The following is a 16,043-nucleotide window of genomic DNA, read 5'->3' as shown; positions in this document are numbered from 1 at the left end:
GGTCACCGTATTCTTCAATACTATGGAGGCGTATATCAATGGAAAAGTTAATCATTACAGCAGCTCTGACGGGTGGAGAAGTGACACGTGCCCAACAACCCAATCTTCCGCTGACACCGGAGGAGATCGCTGAAGCTGCTTATGAATGCTACCAAGCTGGTGTTTCAATCGTTCATGTTCACGCTCGTGATAAAGATGGCAATCCCACACAGGACTTCGAGGTATATAAAGAAATTAAAGAACGAATTGAAGAAAAGTGCAACGTGATTTTCCAGCCGTCCACAGGAGGTTCCATTTGGCACACATTTGAAGAGAGAATGCAGCCGTTGTTATTGAATCCGGAGTTGGCAACATTCGATGCAGGTACCTGTAACTTTGGCGATGGTGTTTTCATGAATCCGCCTGATTATCTCACTGGATTCGCTACGGAGATGCTTGCCCGAAATGTAAAGCCAGAAATCGAAATTTTCGAACGAGGAATGATTGAGAACGCTCTCCGATTGGTGAAGGCTGGCCTGTTAAAGGAGCCACTCTATTTTGATTTTGTGCTCGGAGTTCCAGGCGCCGCACCAGGCAATGTGGATGATCTCATATTTATGAAGAATCAAATTCCGGAGGGAAGTATTTGGACGGTAGCTGGGATTGGACGTGCGGAGCTTCCGCTAGCCATGCATGCCATGGCCATGGGAGGTCATGTGCGAATCGGATTTGAAGATAACATTTACTATCGCAGAGGTGAATTGGCAAAATCAAATGCCCAACTAGCTGAACGAATTGTGCGAATCGCAAAAGAGCTGGGCCGTGAAATTGCTACACCAGATGAAGCGAGAAAAATCTTAGGAATTCGAGCATCGTAGCGCGTCAAGCGATCAGATAAGATGATCCCCCTCAATGGTAAGGAGGTACTAATGTTCATGGTTGGAATGGATACAGAATTTCAAAGACTGGTATCAGTAGCAAGCATTAATACTACATCTATCTCTCCCGATGGTCGTGCCGTGTTATTTACTGCTTCCCAACCTTCTGAAGATTTTAGCCATTATAAAGAGACTTTGTACTTGGCTCATGAAGACGGAGGCAATACCAAAGCCGTAACATCAGAAAAACAAAATGCGTATGCTCCCCAATGGTCACCCGATGGAAAGTTCTTTTCAGCAATAGTTGAGGGAATGATCCATGTATACGATTCTTCCAACATTCAAAAGATAGCTAAACTTCATGTCGATGGTGACATCTCTTTATACTGCTGGGGTGCGAACGATCGTTATCTTTGGGTTGTGACGACCCATAATCAAACGGACCCAGATGCTCCGTTTGAAGTTGGACAATTTGGTGGTCCGACAAACATTTTGACAATTGAGATCGCTGGTGGGGTTGTGGAAACCGTTGCGAGTGAAAAAGATGGATCGATCATTGATATTTGTCGAAGTCGGGAAGGGGAGCAATTGTTTTATGCACACCGGGAGAACGACATTTATGATGCTGGTAACAGAATAAATATCGTTGATCGAAAAACGAAGAAAAATACGCCGATCGTTACTGAGGGGAAAATCTCCGTATCGAATTTTGTTGGTTGTCTTGCAGACCAGCGTATTGTTTTTGCTGGCCTTGATATTGATCCACACAACGCTTCCTATCCACGTCATTATTTCACCCTATGTCCAATGGAAGGCAAAGTACAAAAGCTGCTGGTACCCGTTAACCGCCGGGGAAATGGAATGGAAGCAAAGGTATTCAAGGAAGGCAAGGACATTCTGTTTAGAGAAGCAAATGGTTCAAGTGTGCTCTTGTACACATTGGAAAATCATAAGAACTACATATCTATCGAGAAGTGCGTGACTGCGTTTTCCATAAACGACAGCGGCCAAGTAGCTTTTGTGCAGCAAGATTTCCATGTGGCACCAGAGGTTTTTGTTTCTGATATCGATTCACTATTCAATAGAGACGAACCAAGCCAAATTAGCGGAATGAACCGCACAGAAAACGAGAGAAAACTTCCGCATGTGGAAGTAATTCGTTGGAAATCTTTTGATGATCAAGCAATTGAGGGTGTTTTGATTTATCCGAAAGATTATCAAGCAGGAAAAAAATATCCGCTCCTTACGCTAACAACTGGGAGAAGCAACAGTTTTCCCAGAGCCTATTTGGGTAGTCCTGATACGTTAGCCGGACGAGATCGGTTTCCTTACCCGCTAGCCATGCTTGCAGAACAAGGATATATGATTCTGTGTGCCAATTGCCGAACTTCAAACTATCATTTCTATGAATACCAGTCAGAACAAAGCAGCCTTACGGTAGATGGGTACTGCCGGAATGTACTGGATGGAATCGATACTCTCATCTCACAAGGGCTGGCTGATGAAGAGAAGCTTGGAATCATGGGGTGGAGCCTTGGAGGGTATCTCGCTGCTCGTTTGGCTACTTGGCCAGAAAATCAATTTAAAGTGGCGGCGATTGGAAATGCAGTCACCGACTTTGTTTCTATGTTCGAAACAAGCAACTGTTTTGAATTCCAAGCGTTTATGCGTGGAGGCTTTTGGCAATCGGGAGACATGTTTGATAAGTACACAAAAGCCTCACCGATTCGTTCCATCAGTAATACAAAAGCTGCTGTTCTCATTCAGCATGGTTCCAAAAATCCAAGTATCCCTGTTTCTCAAGGGCGTGAGTTGTACTACGGACTTCGCCTTGCGGGTAAAACGGTAAAACTGACTGAGTATCCGAAAGCTGGCATGGTACTCATGAATCCACAATATAATATCCACGCCACAAAAGAAGTATTTGATTGGATCACCGATCATTTGCCTCTGGAAAACAAGTAAAATTGGGGGAAGCGTATGATAAACAAAGACTCGCAATCCAATCTGACAGCAGGTTATGAGGATTTTGCTCATAACGTCAATCGAAAAAACACGGACAGCAAGAAATGGGATAATTTGATCGCATACTTTGGAAGAGATGACGTTGTACCGATGTCCATTGCGGATATGGATTTTTATGTTCCACGGGGAGTCCAGGAAGTGCTTCGTCAGCGAACCGAACATGGGGTTTTTGGTTATGTTCATCAAGGAGAGCGATTTTTTCAAGCAATTGTTGACTGGCAAAAGCGAAGGCATGATTGGGACATCAAACCGGAATGGATTACATCAAGTCCGGGTGTCGTAGCGGGGCAAGCGGTTACTTTGTTGGCGCTTACCGAACCAGGAGATGAAATTATCGTTCAGCCTCCTGTATATCCACCTTTTTATTCAACCGTTGCCGATAACAATCGCGTTCTAGTCGAAAACCCGTTAAAATTTGAAAACGGACAGTATGAAATCGATTTTGAGGACCTTGAACAAAAAATCGGCCCAAAGACGAAGATGCTGCTTTTTTGCTCACCGCACAATCCTACGGGACGCTGCTGGCGACAGGATGAACTCGAAAAGTTGGCAGCTATTGCCGTTAAGCATCAATTGCTTGTCGTAACGGATGAGATATTCGCCGATTTGGTGCTTCCCGGAAATAAACATACCCAACTAGCATCACTTCATACAAAGATTGCTGATTTAACTGTTACCTGCAATTCTCCAAGCAAGGCGTTTAACATCGCCGGATTATCAACATCTTACACAGTCATATCGAACCCCGAACTGAGGGCACGTTATCGGAAACAACTAGCTGCAATCGGAATCGATGAGGTAAACAGTTTTGGACTAGTGGCTCTGATTGAAGCATACAAAGCAGGAGATGAGTGGCTGGATCGTGTCGTTGGTTATCTGCAACAGAACTTGGAGGTCATGGATCAATTTATTCGTGATCGCATTCCACAAATCAAGCTGATCTATCCGCAAGCAACCTATATGGCTTGGTTGGATTGTCGTGAAATTAGTGAAGATCAGCGTGTGCTGCACGAACTATTTGTAAACAAGGCGAAAATCGGTACAAAGGGCGGGGCATCGTTTGGTAGCGGAGGAGCTGGCTTCATGCGATTGAACTTTGCCTACCATCGAGAAGTATTGCTAGACGCATTGAAACGGTTGGAAGAGGCCCTCAAGTAGAAAAAGAAAGCTACCATATCACAAAGTTGGGTGAATCGTGGATAGATACGCAAGCGCCATATTTGTCGTGTTAATTTCAATGACCGCCATTTTTATTGAAGATTCTGTATTGAGATACCCAATCGTGTTCACCTTATTTACGAGTACTTTCTTTACTGTCATTATCTTTAACCTCTTGTGTTTGAAAACACTAAAAGAGACATACGTGAAATCTCTGGCAAATTGGAAAATGACAAGTGCCTTGATGGTGCTGACACTTATCGTGTTCGTTTTATGTTATTTTTGTACAAATTTGATCGGTGGCTCAGCATACAATTCACTGTTTTTTGTATGTAGTGGAATCTTTGGATCCCTGTTAGATAAAAGTAAAGAACAACGAATTGTGGGAGTTTTACTCATCGTATTAGTTGTCGCATATATCGGGATTCTTTGTTTGGAAAACGGCCACAATGCGGTGAACATCCTGATTGGTGTTGGTTACGGTTTGATTGGAGGGATATGCGGATTTATTTATGCCAAATGCTCGCATATTTTTTCGATCCAGACTGGCCTTACTACATTGCAAATACTGGCTGTCAGGTTTAATCTGATGCTGATCTGCTTACTGTTTTTTATTAGACCCGATATTGTGCAATGGCTGTCCATCAAAAGCATATTATATATGCTGTTCTTGTCATTGGTAAGCAACGTCTTACCCGTGTACTTTTTCCAGAGAGGCATCATTGCCAGCGGACCGGAAAAAAATGCAATTGCGATTGCATTTGTTCCCGTATTAACAATGGTCATCGGGGTCATGATCGACAGCGAATTCCTTTCTAAAACGGACATTTACTTTTCCATTCTTCTTTCCGTCTTTTTGATGATTCCAACGGCACTGAAGCTTAGAGCCAAACTAGGGAAGTCGAATGAGAACTCCGGGCAAACTATGTAACCGCCAAACATGAACAGAACAATAATCAAATTGAAATAGACAACAAAAGTAGCCACCAGGTGAACTGCACCCCATTTTTAGACACTTCTAATAATGGTAGGTGTAGTTTTTCTCTGCACTCCTTTATTAAAGTAACAGGCAGGATTATGTTATAAGGTGATTGAAAAATACATAATCAGAATCAGAAATTATGGTTTATCAAATGGTTAATCAAAATATTGAATAAAAAGGTAACAATTAATTACAGTTGATTATAAAGCTACTTAGGTGATGAGGATCAATTGTTAAGGAGGGTAAAATAAATTATGTTCAACAGTATTAAAATTAAACCATCTTATAGAGTTGGATATATGGATAAATTTGTTGAAGGTGAAATAGTGAAGGTAGAGCACAAGACCAATTTTGCAGATATAATAATTGACGAAAAATCTTTATTTGAAGAGTTTAAAAAATATGATCTCATTTCAACGCTAGGATGTTTTGTCGATGATTTTAAAAAGCACTCAGTAGAAAGGTTACTATTAGAATCACCTTCTGAATTGGAGAATAATCGACAACAGATTTATATTTGTCCCCTTTGTGGGGATATCTATTGCGGTGCGATAACTTGTTTAATCGATCGTGATGGAGAGGTTGTTGTTTGGAGAGATTTTAGATTTGAAAATGGAGATATTGAAAGTTCTTATGTATTGAAAAATTCGAAAACATACCGTTTTTTATGGACAGAATATGAGCCAGTTATCAGGTCCACCCTAAACATGTAATTTATTGAAATGCCGTGTTGTCCGAAGTAGCGGTCACGAAAGGAGTGGTAGTCTTGGAAATCGGCAACATAGTCCCGCTCATCGTTTCGATCATCACGGTGAGTAATATTTTGTTGGCAGGAATCGTAGTGTTTATCGAACGAAGGGATGTTGGCACGACATGGGCGTGGTTAATGGTTCTATTTTTTATTCCGTTGCTAGGTTTTTTCATTTACATTTTTTTAGGTCGACAAATAAAACAAAAAAACTTTTTTAAACTTACTACCGAGGAACAAGCTTACCTTCAATCGGCAGTAGATGAACAGATTATGGATATTCATGAGCTTGGGACACACTTAAATAAGCACTCGGATTTAATACGAATGAATTTAATTTCATCGAATGCCATTGTTAGTACTGACAATGAGATAATCATTTTTCACGATGGAACAGAAAAATTCGCCGCGTTGTTTCAAGATATTCAAAATGCGAAAAAAGAAATCAATCTTCAATATTACATTTTTCAACGGGATGCATTGGGAAAGCAGTTAAGAGATGAGCTAACAAGCAAAGCGAAGGAAGGCGTAAAGGTCAGGGTACTTTACGACGAGATCGGCTCGAGACGAATTACTCGTTCATTTTTTAAAGAACTAATTTCTCATGGGGGAGAGGTAGAAGCCTTTTTTCCTTCATTGTTTAAATTGGTTAATTTCCGTATCAATAATAGAAACCACAGAAAACTCTGCATTATTGACGGTACGTGCGCATATATCGGAGGTTTTAACGTCGGACAAGAGTATTTAGGATTGGATGAAAAAATGGGTTATTGGCGTGATACGCATCTTCGAATTACGGGAGGAGCAGTTGATCATATTCAAGGTCGGTTTATCTTGGATTGGAATAAAGCTTCAAATCGAACAAATGTGAACCCGGACGAGTTTTCATTCCGCACAGAAAAACACACGGGAAAAAGTGCTGTTCAAATCATTTCCAGCGGCCCGAATTCACGAACAGAACATCTGAAAAACATGTATTTGAAATTAATCGTTAATGCTAAAAAAAGCATATACATTCAAACTCCTTATTTTATTCCTGATTCCAGTTTTATGGATGCATGTAAGATTGCATTGTTATCGGGCATTGATGTTCGTATCATGATTCCGAACAAGCCGGACCATCCATTCGTATATCCAGCAACCTTAGCACATGTCGGTGAATTACTGCCGTTTGGCGCCAAAATCTTGCTTTATGAAAAAGGCTTTTTACATGCGAAGACTATTGTAGTCGATCAAGAAGTGGCTTCCGTAGGGACGACCAATATCGATACACGAAGTTTTCGATTAAATTTTGAAGTGAATGCTCTCATTTATGATGAAGCCATCGTAAAACAGCTACATAATTTGTTTTTACATGATAGTGAAGCATGTTCGGAATTAACCATCGAACGCTATGAAACACGGACAAAATTGGCAAGGTTCAAGGAAGCAGTGGCAAGGTTATTGTCCCCTATACTGTAAAGTTTCTTGTTTAAGAGCAGTAGTCATTCGATTACATTGAAGGATAAGATAGGAGAGAAATAAAATAATAGAGCAGCCCCAGCGACGGACGGGTCTTAATATTATCAGGAACTCCTACTAACACTGGTTCCTGATAATGAATCTGTCTGAAGCATGACCATCGACTTAATAATACGAGCTAGGCAGCAATTGACAGGTGATGTTAACCTGTTTTTTTTATGTGGATTTTGATCAATAACTGGAATAATTAGGAATGTCCTGGATCAAAATACCAAATGGTGGTATAGAACGTAACGCAACAAATTTTCATACTGCATTTAGGAGAGATCGTCAGAACGAGAAAAAATGTGTTGTGTAAGCACACGTTTGAGTCAAGGTACGGATTGGAGGTGAAAGTAAGCATGGCTGGATTGTTGGAGAAAAAAGAATTAGTTCCAAGCGAGCAGGCTTATGCAAATAGTTCGGAACATCTGCAAGATGAATTGAAGCGTCTTGGCTTGCTGCTACAGATTCAGATTGCAAAGGAATTGGAAAGGCAACCTGATAGTGTTTTGGGGCCATTCATGGGGCTGGTCGTGTCGGATGAACAGATACGTAAAATGCTGGAGGATTTTAAGAATCCGATGGCTGAGGAAAGCCCGCTGGCATTCACAAATGAAAAAATTCAAAAGTTATATCAGGCGTTAGAAAAGATAGATGCTGAAATTACGACAAGGAGAGCTGCCAGTCTTCGAGATGGCGTATATTTAGCACTGCCATATCTCTCGCAAGTGTTTCGGCTGACTCGATTTGATGAGCAGTGCATACTTATTTGTCTTGCTCCAGAGATGGATCGGAATTATGAAAAAGTCTATTCCTATCTTCAGGACGATGTGACCAGAAAGAAGCCAAGCGTAGATCTGGTACTTAAGCTGCTCTGTCCAATAAGGCAGGAAAGGCTGGCAGCACGATTGGTCTTCGATTCGCAGGCTCCATTGATAAAATATGGTCTTCTACATACATCGGACTACGAGCCTGGGAGTCCTTCGACCCTCCTTTCTCGCTTTCTGAAGCTGGATGAGAGAATCGTGAATTTTCTTTTAGGATTTAATCAGATGGAACATCATCTTGACTCTATCGCACGTTTGGTTCAACCACAGGAGGAATACCGAGGATTGCTGCTGGCCAATGATCATCATAGCCGAATCAGTGATTTCATTCAGTCCTACTTGAATCATCCCGAGAAGAATAGAGAAAGTATACTGTTTGCCTTTTATGGACCCGATGGTTCTGGAAGAGAGGCGCTGGCCAGAGCCGTATGTCAGGATCATGGATTCCCAATTATTATTGCAGACGTAGAGAGAATGCTTGAAAGTGAGCAGTCTTTCAAACAGATCATCCTGTTGCTTTGTCGAGAGGCTGTGCTGCTGCCGGCTGCACTGTGCTTCACCAATGTTGACCATCTGCTGACTAACGACGGTAAGTACAAAAATCAATTGAAGCTGCTGCTTGAGTGGACTCAGAACTTTTCCAGGTTAACCTTTCTTATCGGCAATCAATCCTGGAACTCACTGGGGATTAAATATGAACATTTTTTTATTGAACTGGAATTTTCCATTCCTGATGATGGGTTGCGGAAAAGTGTATGGGATAGCTTCCGAGGGAAATATCAGTTCGACGATCAAGTTGATTTTGGAGCCCTTTCCGGGAAATTTCGCTTTACACCAGGACAGATCGAAAATGCGCTTATCAAAGCCCGTAATTTAACCCGTTGGCGGTCACCGGAGAATGAACGGATTACGGAAGCTGATCTTCACAGCGCTTGTCGTTCCCAATCGAGTCAAAAGCTGGGAATTTTAGGGAACCGTGTCAAGTCGGATTATACCTGGAATGATATGATTTTGCCCCCGGATCAAATGAATCAGCTTCGAGAAATCATCAACCAAGTCAAATACCGCAATGTTGTTTTCGGAGACTGGGGGTTTCAACGCAAGATTTCTCGCGGTAAAGGCCTGAACGTGCTATTTTCCGGCCCTCCAGGTACAGGTAAAACGATGGCCGCTGAGGTTATAGCCAACGAGTTGCATCTTGACCTGTACAAGATCGACCTTTCACAGGTGGTTAATAAGTATATTGGTGAGACTGAAAAAAACTTAAATCGTGTATTCGAAGGGGCTCAGGCCAGCTATGCGATTCTTTTCTTTGACGAAGCCGATGTTCTTTTTGGTAAACGGTCAGAAGTCAAGGATGCCCATGATCGGTACGCGAACACCGAGATAGCTTATCTCTTGCAGAAGATGGAAGAATATGAGGGCATCACGATTCTGGCTACCAACCTATACAAAAATATAGATGAAGCCTATGTCCGCCGCCTTCAGTTTCATGTTCCGTTTCCGATTCCCGATGAGGAAAACAGGTACCGTATCTGGAGAACCATGTTTCCGAACGAGGCACCGAAGAGAGAGATAGACTTCGGTTTCCTTGCCAGACAATTTCAGTTTTCAGGCGGCAATATCAAAAACGTTGTCCTCACAGCGGCATTTCTCGCAGCGGAGGATTCCGGGGTAATTGAAATGAAGCATGTGATACGTGCCATTAAATACGAACTGCAAAAAATAGGCAAGCTTTGTCTGCAAAACGACTTCGGTCCGTACAACGAATATGTAAGGTAAGCATTTTCATTTGGATAGAAGAGCTAGGATACAGGAGTGAAGGTGGCCTTTTCATGAAGAAACTCAACCAAAAACAGGCTTTCATGAAGTTAGCTCTTTATTTGAGGTATTGCCAATGAGTGGTGATGTTATAGCATCTGTTGGAGAAACATTAGTTAAATTATTGGAACATCATATGGAAGGGATGAGTGGACATATAGCCTTGCTTTCACCTTCCGATCCAGTTGGTCAAGATACTCGCCTTACGCTATGTTTGTTCAATGTGGCAGAAAATCCTTACATGAAAAATCAGGAGCTTAACCATGCTGGATCGAACGTTTTGCAATATCCTCCATTAGTTCTGGATCTCTATTACTTGATGACCCCTCATTCTCATCTAGATGATAAAAAGCAGCGAACGTTAGAGGAACACAGAATATTGGGAGGTGCAATGCGTGTTTTCTATGATCATCCAAATATGAGTGGTTCCGTCCTTCAAGGTACGCTTGCAGGAAGCGACGAACTACTGAAGATTACGCTTAACCCCATGTCCCTAGGAGATTTAACAGGAATCTGGCAAGCTATACCTAATCAGCATTTTAAACCATCGGTCAGTTATGTCGTCTCCCCGGTTAGGATGGAATCAATGCGTAGATCGGAACCGAAACGAGTGGTAGAACGCACCTTGAAATATGCCCAAATCGAGGTCAAGCCATGACACATGGGAATAATCATTGCATTGTGGAAGAAAGCGTTACAAAGCTCTCCATCGCGATTCGCTTGAAAGATGACTTTACTGAAGCTGAGCCGATCGGGAATGTCACCGTTTCAATAAAAGGATTAGAAAAAGAGCCGTTCAAGAATTTGAATGGTTATCACATATTTACTGATCTTCCTCGTGAGCTGCATGAAGTGAAAGTTGCAGCGAAAAGTGATTTTTATTTAGAGAGAGATACTGATAGATTGATTGCTTGGATTCCAGATAATCCGGTCGTTGAAGAGATTACATTGAAACCTCATTGTGCTTACCCGTTTCCGGTTGGGTCAACATTACTTCGGGCTGTAGTACGAAAAGAACCAGATCCTGCACTGCCGAATCAAGATCCATTTCATCAAGCCATACCGAAGGCAAGTGTAAAAGCTATCGTCTTTCTACCGGAATCCATCACCACGGCTACGGCTAGAGTGGGCCAAGGAGGTGCCGCGAAAGGTACAAAGATAATACATCTTGAGAGTTTCACCACTGGTATGCTGCTAAATGTTGGTGATGTGTTAATGATAGAGGAACCGAATACAGACAAGATGGAGTTTTGTCAGATCGTTGCGCCTCTACCAAAAGATCCATCTTTGGACCCGTATAACCTCGAAGATCGTTTGAAGTTCGATCATTCCACCGGAACACCGCTTTTTTTAATGAAAGATCAAAATGAAGAACTTGCCACAAGGACAGATGAGAAGGGAGAAATGGTCATGTATTTCAAACGAAATAAGGCCAGTAAATTCTTGATCCAAGTAACCATTAGCAAGGAAGGGTATCAAGATAAAAAACTGGATAAGGTTGAAATAAGCGAGGGGACCACAAAATCGTTAGGGGTTATTGAGCTTTCACAATAATCAAGCAGGTTCTGAAGCTGGAAAACAAAAAATAATGAACTCTTTCTTTAGGAGGGAAAGATTATGCAGGTATCTTCACCGGGAGTTTACATAGACGAAATTGAAATTTCAACAAGGCCAATTGAAGGTGTAAGTACTAGTACAGCTGGTTTTCTGGGTATTACAGAACGTGGGCCAACTGCCTTGAGATTTGTTAGCAGTTTTGATCAGTTTCAGCGAATTTACGGTGATTTTATAGAAGATGGTTATCTTGCCTACTCTATAGATGGCTTTTTCAGAAACGGAGGACAGCGATGTTTCGTAGGTAGAGTAGTCAAACAGAATGCAACAGAATCCGAAACAACAATCAATGGAACTAGATTTAAAGCAAAAGAATTAGGGCAATGGGGCGATCGCATTGCAATACGAATAGAGAATGCCGCGATTAATGACCCAGATAAACGCTTCAAACTAATTATCGCTTATTGGAAGAAAACTGATTTTCCAAGTAACTTTAACGGGGGAGATAACCCAACAGAAACAGTAAAGAAATTACTGGATCTGGCCCGCGTACGAGGGAGAATAGAGGAATTTAATAATCTTTCTATAGAAGAAAGCGATCCGAATTACTTTTTAACAAAAATTAATGATTCATCAAATTTAGTCGTAGTCTCTGTTTCTGAGCCCGCTACACGACCAACAAATAATGACTCTGACCATCTCTTTCAGCCACTTACGGGCGGATCTGACGGCGATACTCTTCAAGCAAGCTCATTTACTGGTGATGCAACAGCAGGCCCTGGGCAAAGAACCGGTCTAGTTGCCTTTGAGGGTATAGATGAGATCTCTCTTATTACTGTACCTGATATTCACTGGTTGGACGACAATGCAAAAAATGAACTGATTGGCCAAATGATAGTTCACTGTGAAGCACTCAAAGATCGTTTTGTCGTAGTAGAAGGACCTAAAGTACCAACCACAAACATATTGGATTTAAAAGGAAATATTGATAATAAGTATGTAGCTACCTACTCTCCCTGGATTAAAGTATTTGATCCTCTGAGTAATAAACCAAAGCCGGTTCCCCCAGGTGGTCATATAGTAGGAATTTACGCCAGGAGTGATCAGCAACGAGGGGTACATAAGGCACCAGCCAATGAAATAGTTCGGGGAGCCTTAGAACTAGAATTTAATATTACTAAACGTGATCAGGACACGCTTAATCCTATTGGAGTCAATGTCATTCGGAGTTTCCCAGGAAGAGGTATCCTTGTCTGGGGGGCCAGAACAACTGCTACAAACCCCCTCTGGAAATATATCAACGTCCGACGTTTATTCAACTTCTTGGAAGAATCCATTGAGGAAGGAACACAATGGGTCGTTTTCGAGCCGAATGATGAAAAGCTCTGGGCAAGAGTGAAACTCTCCATAACGGAATTTCTCACCCGCGTTTGGCGTGATGGTGCTCTCATGGGGTCGAAGCCGGAAGAAGCATTCTTTGTCAAAATTGACCGCACGACCATGACCCAGAATGATATCGATAACGGAAAATTGATCGCTCTTATCGGGATCGCTCCTGTCAAGCCGGCGGAATTTGTAATCTTCCGCATCGCACAGGTTCCAAGCGGTTCGGAAATATCGGAAGCCTAAACGAAGAATAAAGGAGGGTAACTGTCTATGCCAACCGGACAAAGAAGAGATCCGTTTCGCAATTTCCGCTTCCGGGTGGAAATCGATGGGATTCAGCAAGCAGGATTTAGCGAAGCGACTGGCTTCGATGCGACAATAGATGTCATTGATTATCGCGAGGGAAGCGAACCTACTCATGTACGGAAATTACCTGGTCTGTCCAAATACGGCAACATCAGCTTAAAGTGGGGGATTACAGACTCTATGGAGCTCTATAACTGGCACAGGGATGTCTCGAATGGCAATGTCCAGCGCAAGAATATTTCCATTATCATTGTCGATGAAGCCGGAAATGACAAAGCAAGATGGGAGTTTGTCAATACTTGGCCGACCAAATACGATCCATCCGATTTGAATGCCAAAGGGAATGATGTGGCTATTGAAACGATTGAAATTGTACACGAAGGAATGACCCGGGTTACTTAATCAATTCGCATTCAATCTTAATCTGAAAAATCAAGGAATCGGGAGGGTATAAAAATGCCACTGGTAACTGAATTTCAGTTTACGCTACCAAAAGGGTATGTTTGCAAAGAGGGCAATCTCCATCGCCAGGGAATTATGAGATTGGCCACGGCTGCTGATGAAATTCTGCCGATGAAAGATCCCAGAGTTCAGCAGAATCCTGCGTATCTCAACATCATTCTGTTATCTCGGGTGATTACTGAACTAGGCGATTTGCAAATCATTAACCCGGCTGTTATCGAGGGATTGTTTTCATCCGATCTCGCTTATCTTCAGGATTTCTATCGGCGAATTAATGAAAGCGGGACAGCGGAAATACACACCGAGTGTCCAAAATGCACACATCAATTCAGTATTGACGTAGATCACAGGGGGGAGGCATGTTGACTGGGTACCCTTTAGAACGCATTTACGAAGAGGTAGCCTTCATCGCCTATTATTTCCATTGGTCTCATGATGATATTATGCAAATGGATCATCACGAGAGAAGACGATGGTGTGAAGAGATTTCGAAAATTAACCGCAGGCAGAACAAAGAACCAGACAATATCTTTGAGCTTTAAAAGGAAAAGGAGAAGCTTATGGCAACGGGAGAAAGAACAGATCCGCTGACAAATTTTAATTTTCTGGTCGAAATCGATGGTCTGGTCGTTGGAGGATTTTCAGAAATTACCGGTCTGCAAACGGAGACAGAAACGGAGGAATATCGGGAAGGAGGGCTCAATGAATATTTGCACAAGCTTCCCAAGTCCAGCAAATATTCAAATGTAGTCCTCAAGCGAGGACTTACCGATTCTTCTGTGCTTTGGAATTGGTATCGGAAGGTAGTTTCTGGTTCGATGGAACGAAAGAACGGTTCCATCATCCTGTTAGATCATGCCGGGAATGAAAAGTGGCGCTGGAATTTCTCACAAGCTTTTCCGGTGAAATGGATCGGACCGGAATTAAAGGCCGATAGCAGTACAATTTCTGTTGAAACCCTTGAACTTGCACACCATGGATTTACAAAAGGCTAAAGTGCGTCGAATACTTCAAACGGAGCAGCAGGTCCTTCCCATACAGTGTACATGGAGGTTCGAATGAAAGTGTTTCTTCTAAGGAAAGAACCTCAGAAAATTAATCTAGTCGATATTGGCTTCTGTCATCAAATAGCGAGTCGTTATGCCATTGTAAGCAGAAGAAAACATTTGGGTTTACCGCCTCTTATTTTTTTGGAAAACCGAAGCAGCGAGTCTAGCACATTGAGAGAGGCGAGGGGAGTTTACCGTGGACCTTCTACGTTTAACATTTACGTATCCACCCCATGGCTATGGAGTTCAAGGGGAAGGGAGTCAAGCGGCCCCCAGAATCGTCATACTTTATTGCAATCTCGTTCTATCATCCATTTTGCCAGCTTGATTTCCCGGGTTATTCAGACTTCCATGAAATGGTCCATCGGAATGCATGTACGGAACTCGAATCCTCCTGTGATCGGGTTTCGACCATTGACGATGTATAGGACCAGAGAGACGAGGGACGTTTACCGCGGGGATTTATCCCTCCCATCGCTAAGGAGTGTAATGGAAGGGGAGTCACGAGGACCCCTGAATCGTCATCAGGAACAAGAGACTTCAAGAAAGATCGTTTCATTACAATCTCGTTTTATCACCCATCCGATCGGGGTTCGACCATTGACGATGTATAGTGCACATGTGCATCGGACCAGAGAGACAAGGGAAGTATACCGCGGGGATTTATCCCTCCCATCGCTATGGAGTTCAAGGGGAGGGGTGTCACGAGGACCCCTAAATCGTCATCAGGAACAAGAGACATCAAGAAACATCGTTTTATTACAATCTCGATTTATTACCCATTTTGCCAGCTTGGTTTCCCGGATTTTTCGGACGTCCGTGAAATCGTCCATCGGAATGCTTGTACGGAACTCGAATCCTCCAGCGATCGGGGTTCAACCATTGACAACTCAGCAACCGGAATCGTTGGGAGAGGTTATTCAAACCAATCTGTTTATCACCCATACTCGTTATGAATCGAGAGAATGGGAGTTAGCGAAGTTACAATCGGCAAGAATGGCTAATCCTTTCTCCAATTTATCTATGATTGGATTGACAAATAGAGAACCAGCAGCATACAAAAGGGGCTTTCCTCATCCTACAATGCAAGATAACAAGGCGTTCAGCGAAGATACAAGCTCTATTTATCATGCTCCGGCAATGGAGTTGGTTAAGCCGTATGAGGAGAGTACTAGAGCACACAATCAATCAACTAAATATAACAAAGCAGAGACAAATTCAGCCTATTCACAAGGGCAGTCTCCGATTCTGGATATAAACCGGCTGACGGATCAAGTATATCAAGCGATAGAACGTAAGATCAGAATCGAGCGAGAAAGGAGAGGTCTCTAAATTACAATCTAAACTACTATTGTGATGGAGGAA

At 42.4% G+C, this 16,043-nt stretch carries 16 protein-coding genes; 15 read left to right on the top strand and 1 reads right to left on the bottom strand.

Annotation, left to right across the window (positions count from 1 at the left end):
* Nucleotides 1-38: 38 nt before the first annotated feature.
* The 3 genes from kce to ACPW7N_RS22805 are packed head-to-tail and all read left to right on the top strand — an operon-like array spanning nucleotide 39 to nucleotide 4,040.
* Complete coding sequence (gene kce, locus ACPW7N_RS22815) at nucleotides 39-857, top strand: 3-keto-5-aminohexanoate cleavage enzyme (RefSeq protein ID WP_425653741.1); 819 nt, start codon at nucleotides 39-41, stop codon at nucleotides 855-857.
* Between the two features lie 51 nt (nucleotides 858-908).
* On the top strand, nucleotides 909-2,822 hold the full coding sequence (locus ACPW7N_RS22810) for a S9 family peptidase (RefSeq protein WP_425653739.1): 1,914 nt from the start codon (nucleotides 909-911) through the stop codon (nucleotides 2,820-2,822).
* A gap of 15 nt (nucleotides 2,823-2,837) precedes the next feature.
* Nucleotides 2,838-4,040, top strand: coding sequence for a MalY/PatB family protein (locus tag ACPW7N_RS22805; RefSeq protein ID WP_425653737.1), 1,203 nt, complete (start codon nucleotides 2,838-2,840; stop codon nucleotides 4,038-4,040).
* Nucleotides 4,041-4,058: 18 nt separating this feature from the next.
* On the opposite strand, the gene ACPW7N_RS22800 is transcribed toward ACPW7N_RS22805, so the two are convergent.
* Complete coding sequence (locus ACPW7N_RS22800; RefSeq protein WP_425653735.1) at nucleotides 4,059-4,202, bottom strand: hypothetical protein; 144 nt, start codon at nucleotides 4,200-4,202, stop codon at nucleotides 4,059-4,061.
* 43 nt (nucleotides 4,203-4,245) lie between these two features.
* Here ACPW7N_RS22800 and ACPW7N_RS22795 point away from each other — a divergent pair, with 43 nt between their 5' ends.
* From ACPW7N_RS22795 to ACPW7N_RS22740, 12 genes are all read left to right on the top strand, one after another.
* Complete coding sequence (locus ACPW7N_RS22795; RefSeq protein ID WP_425653734.1) at nucleotides 4,246-4,971, top strand: hypothetical protein; 726 nt, start codon at nucleotides 4,246-4,248, stop codon at nucleotides 4,969-4,971.
* 305 nt (nucleotides 4,972-5,276) lie between these two features.
* Nucleotides 5,277-5,735, top strand: a complete 459-nt coding sequence (locus ACPW7N_RS22790) for an oxidoreductase (RefSeq protein ID WP_425653732.1) — start codon at nucleotides 5,277-5,279, stop codon at nucleotides 5,733-5,735.
* Nucleotides 5,736-5,788: 53 nt separating this feature from the next.
* A complete protein-coding gene (gene cls, locus ACPW7N_RS22785) occupies nucleotides 5,789-7,231 on the top strand; it encodes a cardiolipin synthase (protein ID WP_425653731.1) in 1,443 nt (480 codons plus the stop codon).
* A gap of 401 nt (nucleotides 7,232-7,632) precedes the next feature.
* Nucleotides 7,633-9,882, top strand: a complete 2,250-nt coding sequence (locus ACPW7N_RS22780; RefSeq protein WP_425653729.1) for an ATP-binding protein — start codon at nucleotides 7,633-7,635, stop codon at nucleotides 9,880-9,882.
* A gap of 115 nt (nucleotides 9,883-9,997) precedes the next feature.
* Nucleotides 9,998-10,579, top strand: a complete 582-nt coding sequence (locus tag ACPW7N_RS22775) for a Pvc16 family protein (RefSeq protein ID WP_425653728.1) — start codon at nucleotides 9,998-10,000, stop codon at nucleotides 10,577-10,579.
* A gap of 23 nt (nucleotides 10,580-10,602) precedes the next feature.
* Nucleotides 10,603-11,475, top strand: coding sequence for a hypothetical protein (locus ACPW7N_RS22770; protein ID WP_425653727.1), 873 nt, complete (start codon nucleotides 10,603-10,605; stop codon nucleotides 11,473-11,475).
* 63 nt (nucleotides 11,476-11,538) lie between these two features.
* Complete coding sequence (locus ACPW7N_RS22765; RefSeq protein WP_425653725.1) at nucleotides 11,539-13,104, top strand: phage tail sheath family protein; 1,566 nt, start codon at nucleotides 11,539-11,541, stop codon at nucleotides 13,102-13,104.
* 27 nt (nucleotides 13,105-13,131) lie between these two features.
* Nucleotides 13,132-13,569, top strand: a complete 438-nt coding sequence (locus ACPW7N_RS22760) for a phage tail protein (RefSeq protein ID WP_425653724.1) — start codon at nucleotides 13,132-13,134, stop codon at nucleotides 13,567-13,569.
* Nucleotides 13,570-13,623: 54 nt separating this feature from the next.
* On the top strand, nucleotides 13,624-13,995 hold the full coding sequence (locus tag ACPW7N_RS22755) for a phage tail assembly protein (RefSeq protein ID WP_425653722.1): 372 nt from the start codon (nucleotides 13,624-13,626) through the stop codon (nucleotides 13,993-13,995).
* Nucleotides 13,989-14,171: a DUF6760 family protein gene (locus ACPW7N_RS22750; protein ID WP_425653721.1), complete on the top strand. Its 183-nt coding sequence runs from the start codon at nucleotides 13,989-13,991 to the stop codon at nucleotides 14,169-14,171. The genes ACPW7N_RS22755 and ACPW7N_RS22750 overlap by 7 nt, the downstream gene beginning before the upstream one ends.
* Nucleotides 14,172-14,189: 18 nt before the next feature.
* Nucleotides 14,190-14,624 (top strand): phage tail protein, encoded by a 435-nt coding sequence (locus ACPW7N_RS22745; RefSeq protein ID WP_425653719.1) that lies wholly within the window; start codon nucleotides 14,190-14,192, stop codon nucleotides 14,622-14,624.
* Nucleotides 14,625-15,377: 753 nt separating this feature from the next.
* Nucleotides 15,378-16,010 (top strand): hypothetical protein, encoded by a 633-nt coding sequence (locus tag ACPW7N_RS22740; protein WP_425653717.1) that lies wholly within the window; start codon nucleotides 15,378-15,380, stop codon nucleotides 16,008-16,010.
* Nucleotides 16,011-16,043: the final 33 nt, after the last annotated feature.

The sequence above is a fragment of the Brevibacillus nigriterrae genome (genome assembly GCF_049846925.1).
Lineage (GTDB): Bacteria > Bacillota > Bacilli > Brevibacillales > Brevibacillaceae > Brevibacillus_H.
The sequence above is the reverse complement of the archived record's forward strand: the minus strand, read 5'-3'. Positions and strand labels throughout refer to the sequence as shown.

What these genes read in the sequence shown, in the direction of transcription:
- ACPW7N_RS22790 (WP_425653732.1), top strand. Translation starts at nt 5,277, where the DNA reads ATGTTCAACAGTATTAAAATTAAACCATCTTATAGAGTTGGATATATG.
- ACPW7N_RS22810 (WP_425653739.1), top strand. Translation starts at nt 909, where the DNA reads ATGTTCATGGTTGGAATGGATACAGAATTTCAAAGACTGGTATCAGTA.
- ACPW7N_RS22775 (WP_425653728.1), top strand. Translation starts at nt 9,998, where the DNA reads ATGAGTGGTGATGTTATAGCATCTGTTGGAGAAACATTAGTTAAATTA.
- ACPW7N_RS22765 (WP_425653725.1), top strand. Translation starts at nt 11,539, where the DNA reads ATGCAGGTATCTTCACCGGGAGTTTACATAGACGAAATTGAAATTTCA.
- ACPW7N_RS22800 (WP_425653735.1), bottom strand. Translation starts at nt 4,202, where the DNA reads ATGACAGTAAAGAAAGTACTCGTAAATAAGGTGAACACGATTGGGTAT.
- ACPW7N_RS22745 (WP_425653719.1), top strand. Translation starts at nt 14,190, where the DNA reads ATGGCAACGGGAGAAAGAACAGATCCGCTGACAAATTTTAATTTTCTG.
- kce (WP_425653741.1), top strand. Translation starts at nt 39, where the DNA reads ATGGAAAAGTTAATCATTACAGCAGCTCTGACGGGTGGAGAAGTGACA.
- ACPW7N_RS22755 (WP_425653722.1), top strand. Translation starts at nt 13,624, where the DNA reads ATGCCACTGGTAACTGAATTTCAGTTTACGCTACCAAAAGGGTATGTT.
- ACPW7N_RS22780 (WP_425653729.1), top strand. Translation starts at nt 7,633, where the DNA reads ATGGCTGGATTGTTGGAGAAAAAAGAATTAGTTCCAAGCGAGCAGGCT.
- ACPW7N_RS22750 (WP_425653721.1), top strand. Translation starts at nt 13,989, where the DNA reads ATGTTGACTGGGTACCCTTTAGAACGCATTTACGAAGAGGTAGCCTTC.
- ACPW7N_RS22760 (WP_425653724.1), top strand. Translation starts at nt 13,132, where the DNA reads ATGCCAACCGGACAAAGAAGAGATCCGTTTCGCAATTTCCGCTTCCGG.
- ACPW7N_RS22805 (WP_425653737.1), top strand. Translation starts at nt 2,838, where the DNA reads ATGATAAACAAAGACTCGCAATCCAATCTGACAGCAGGTTATGAGGAT.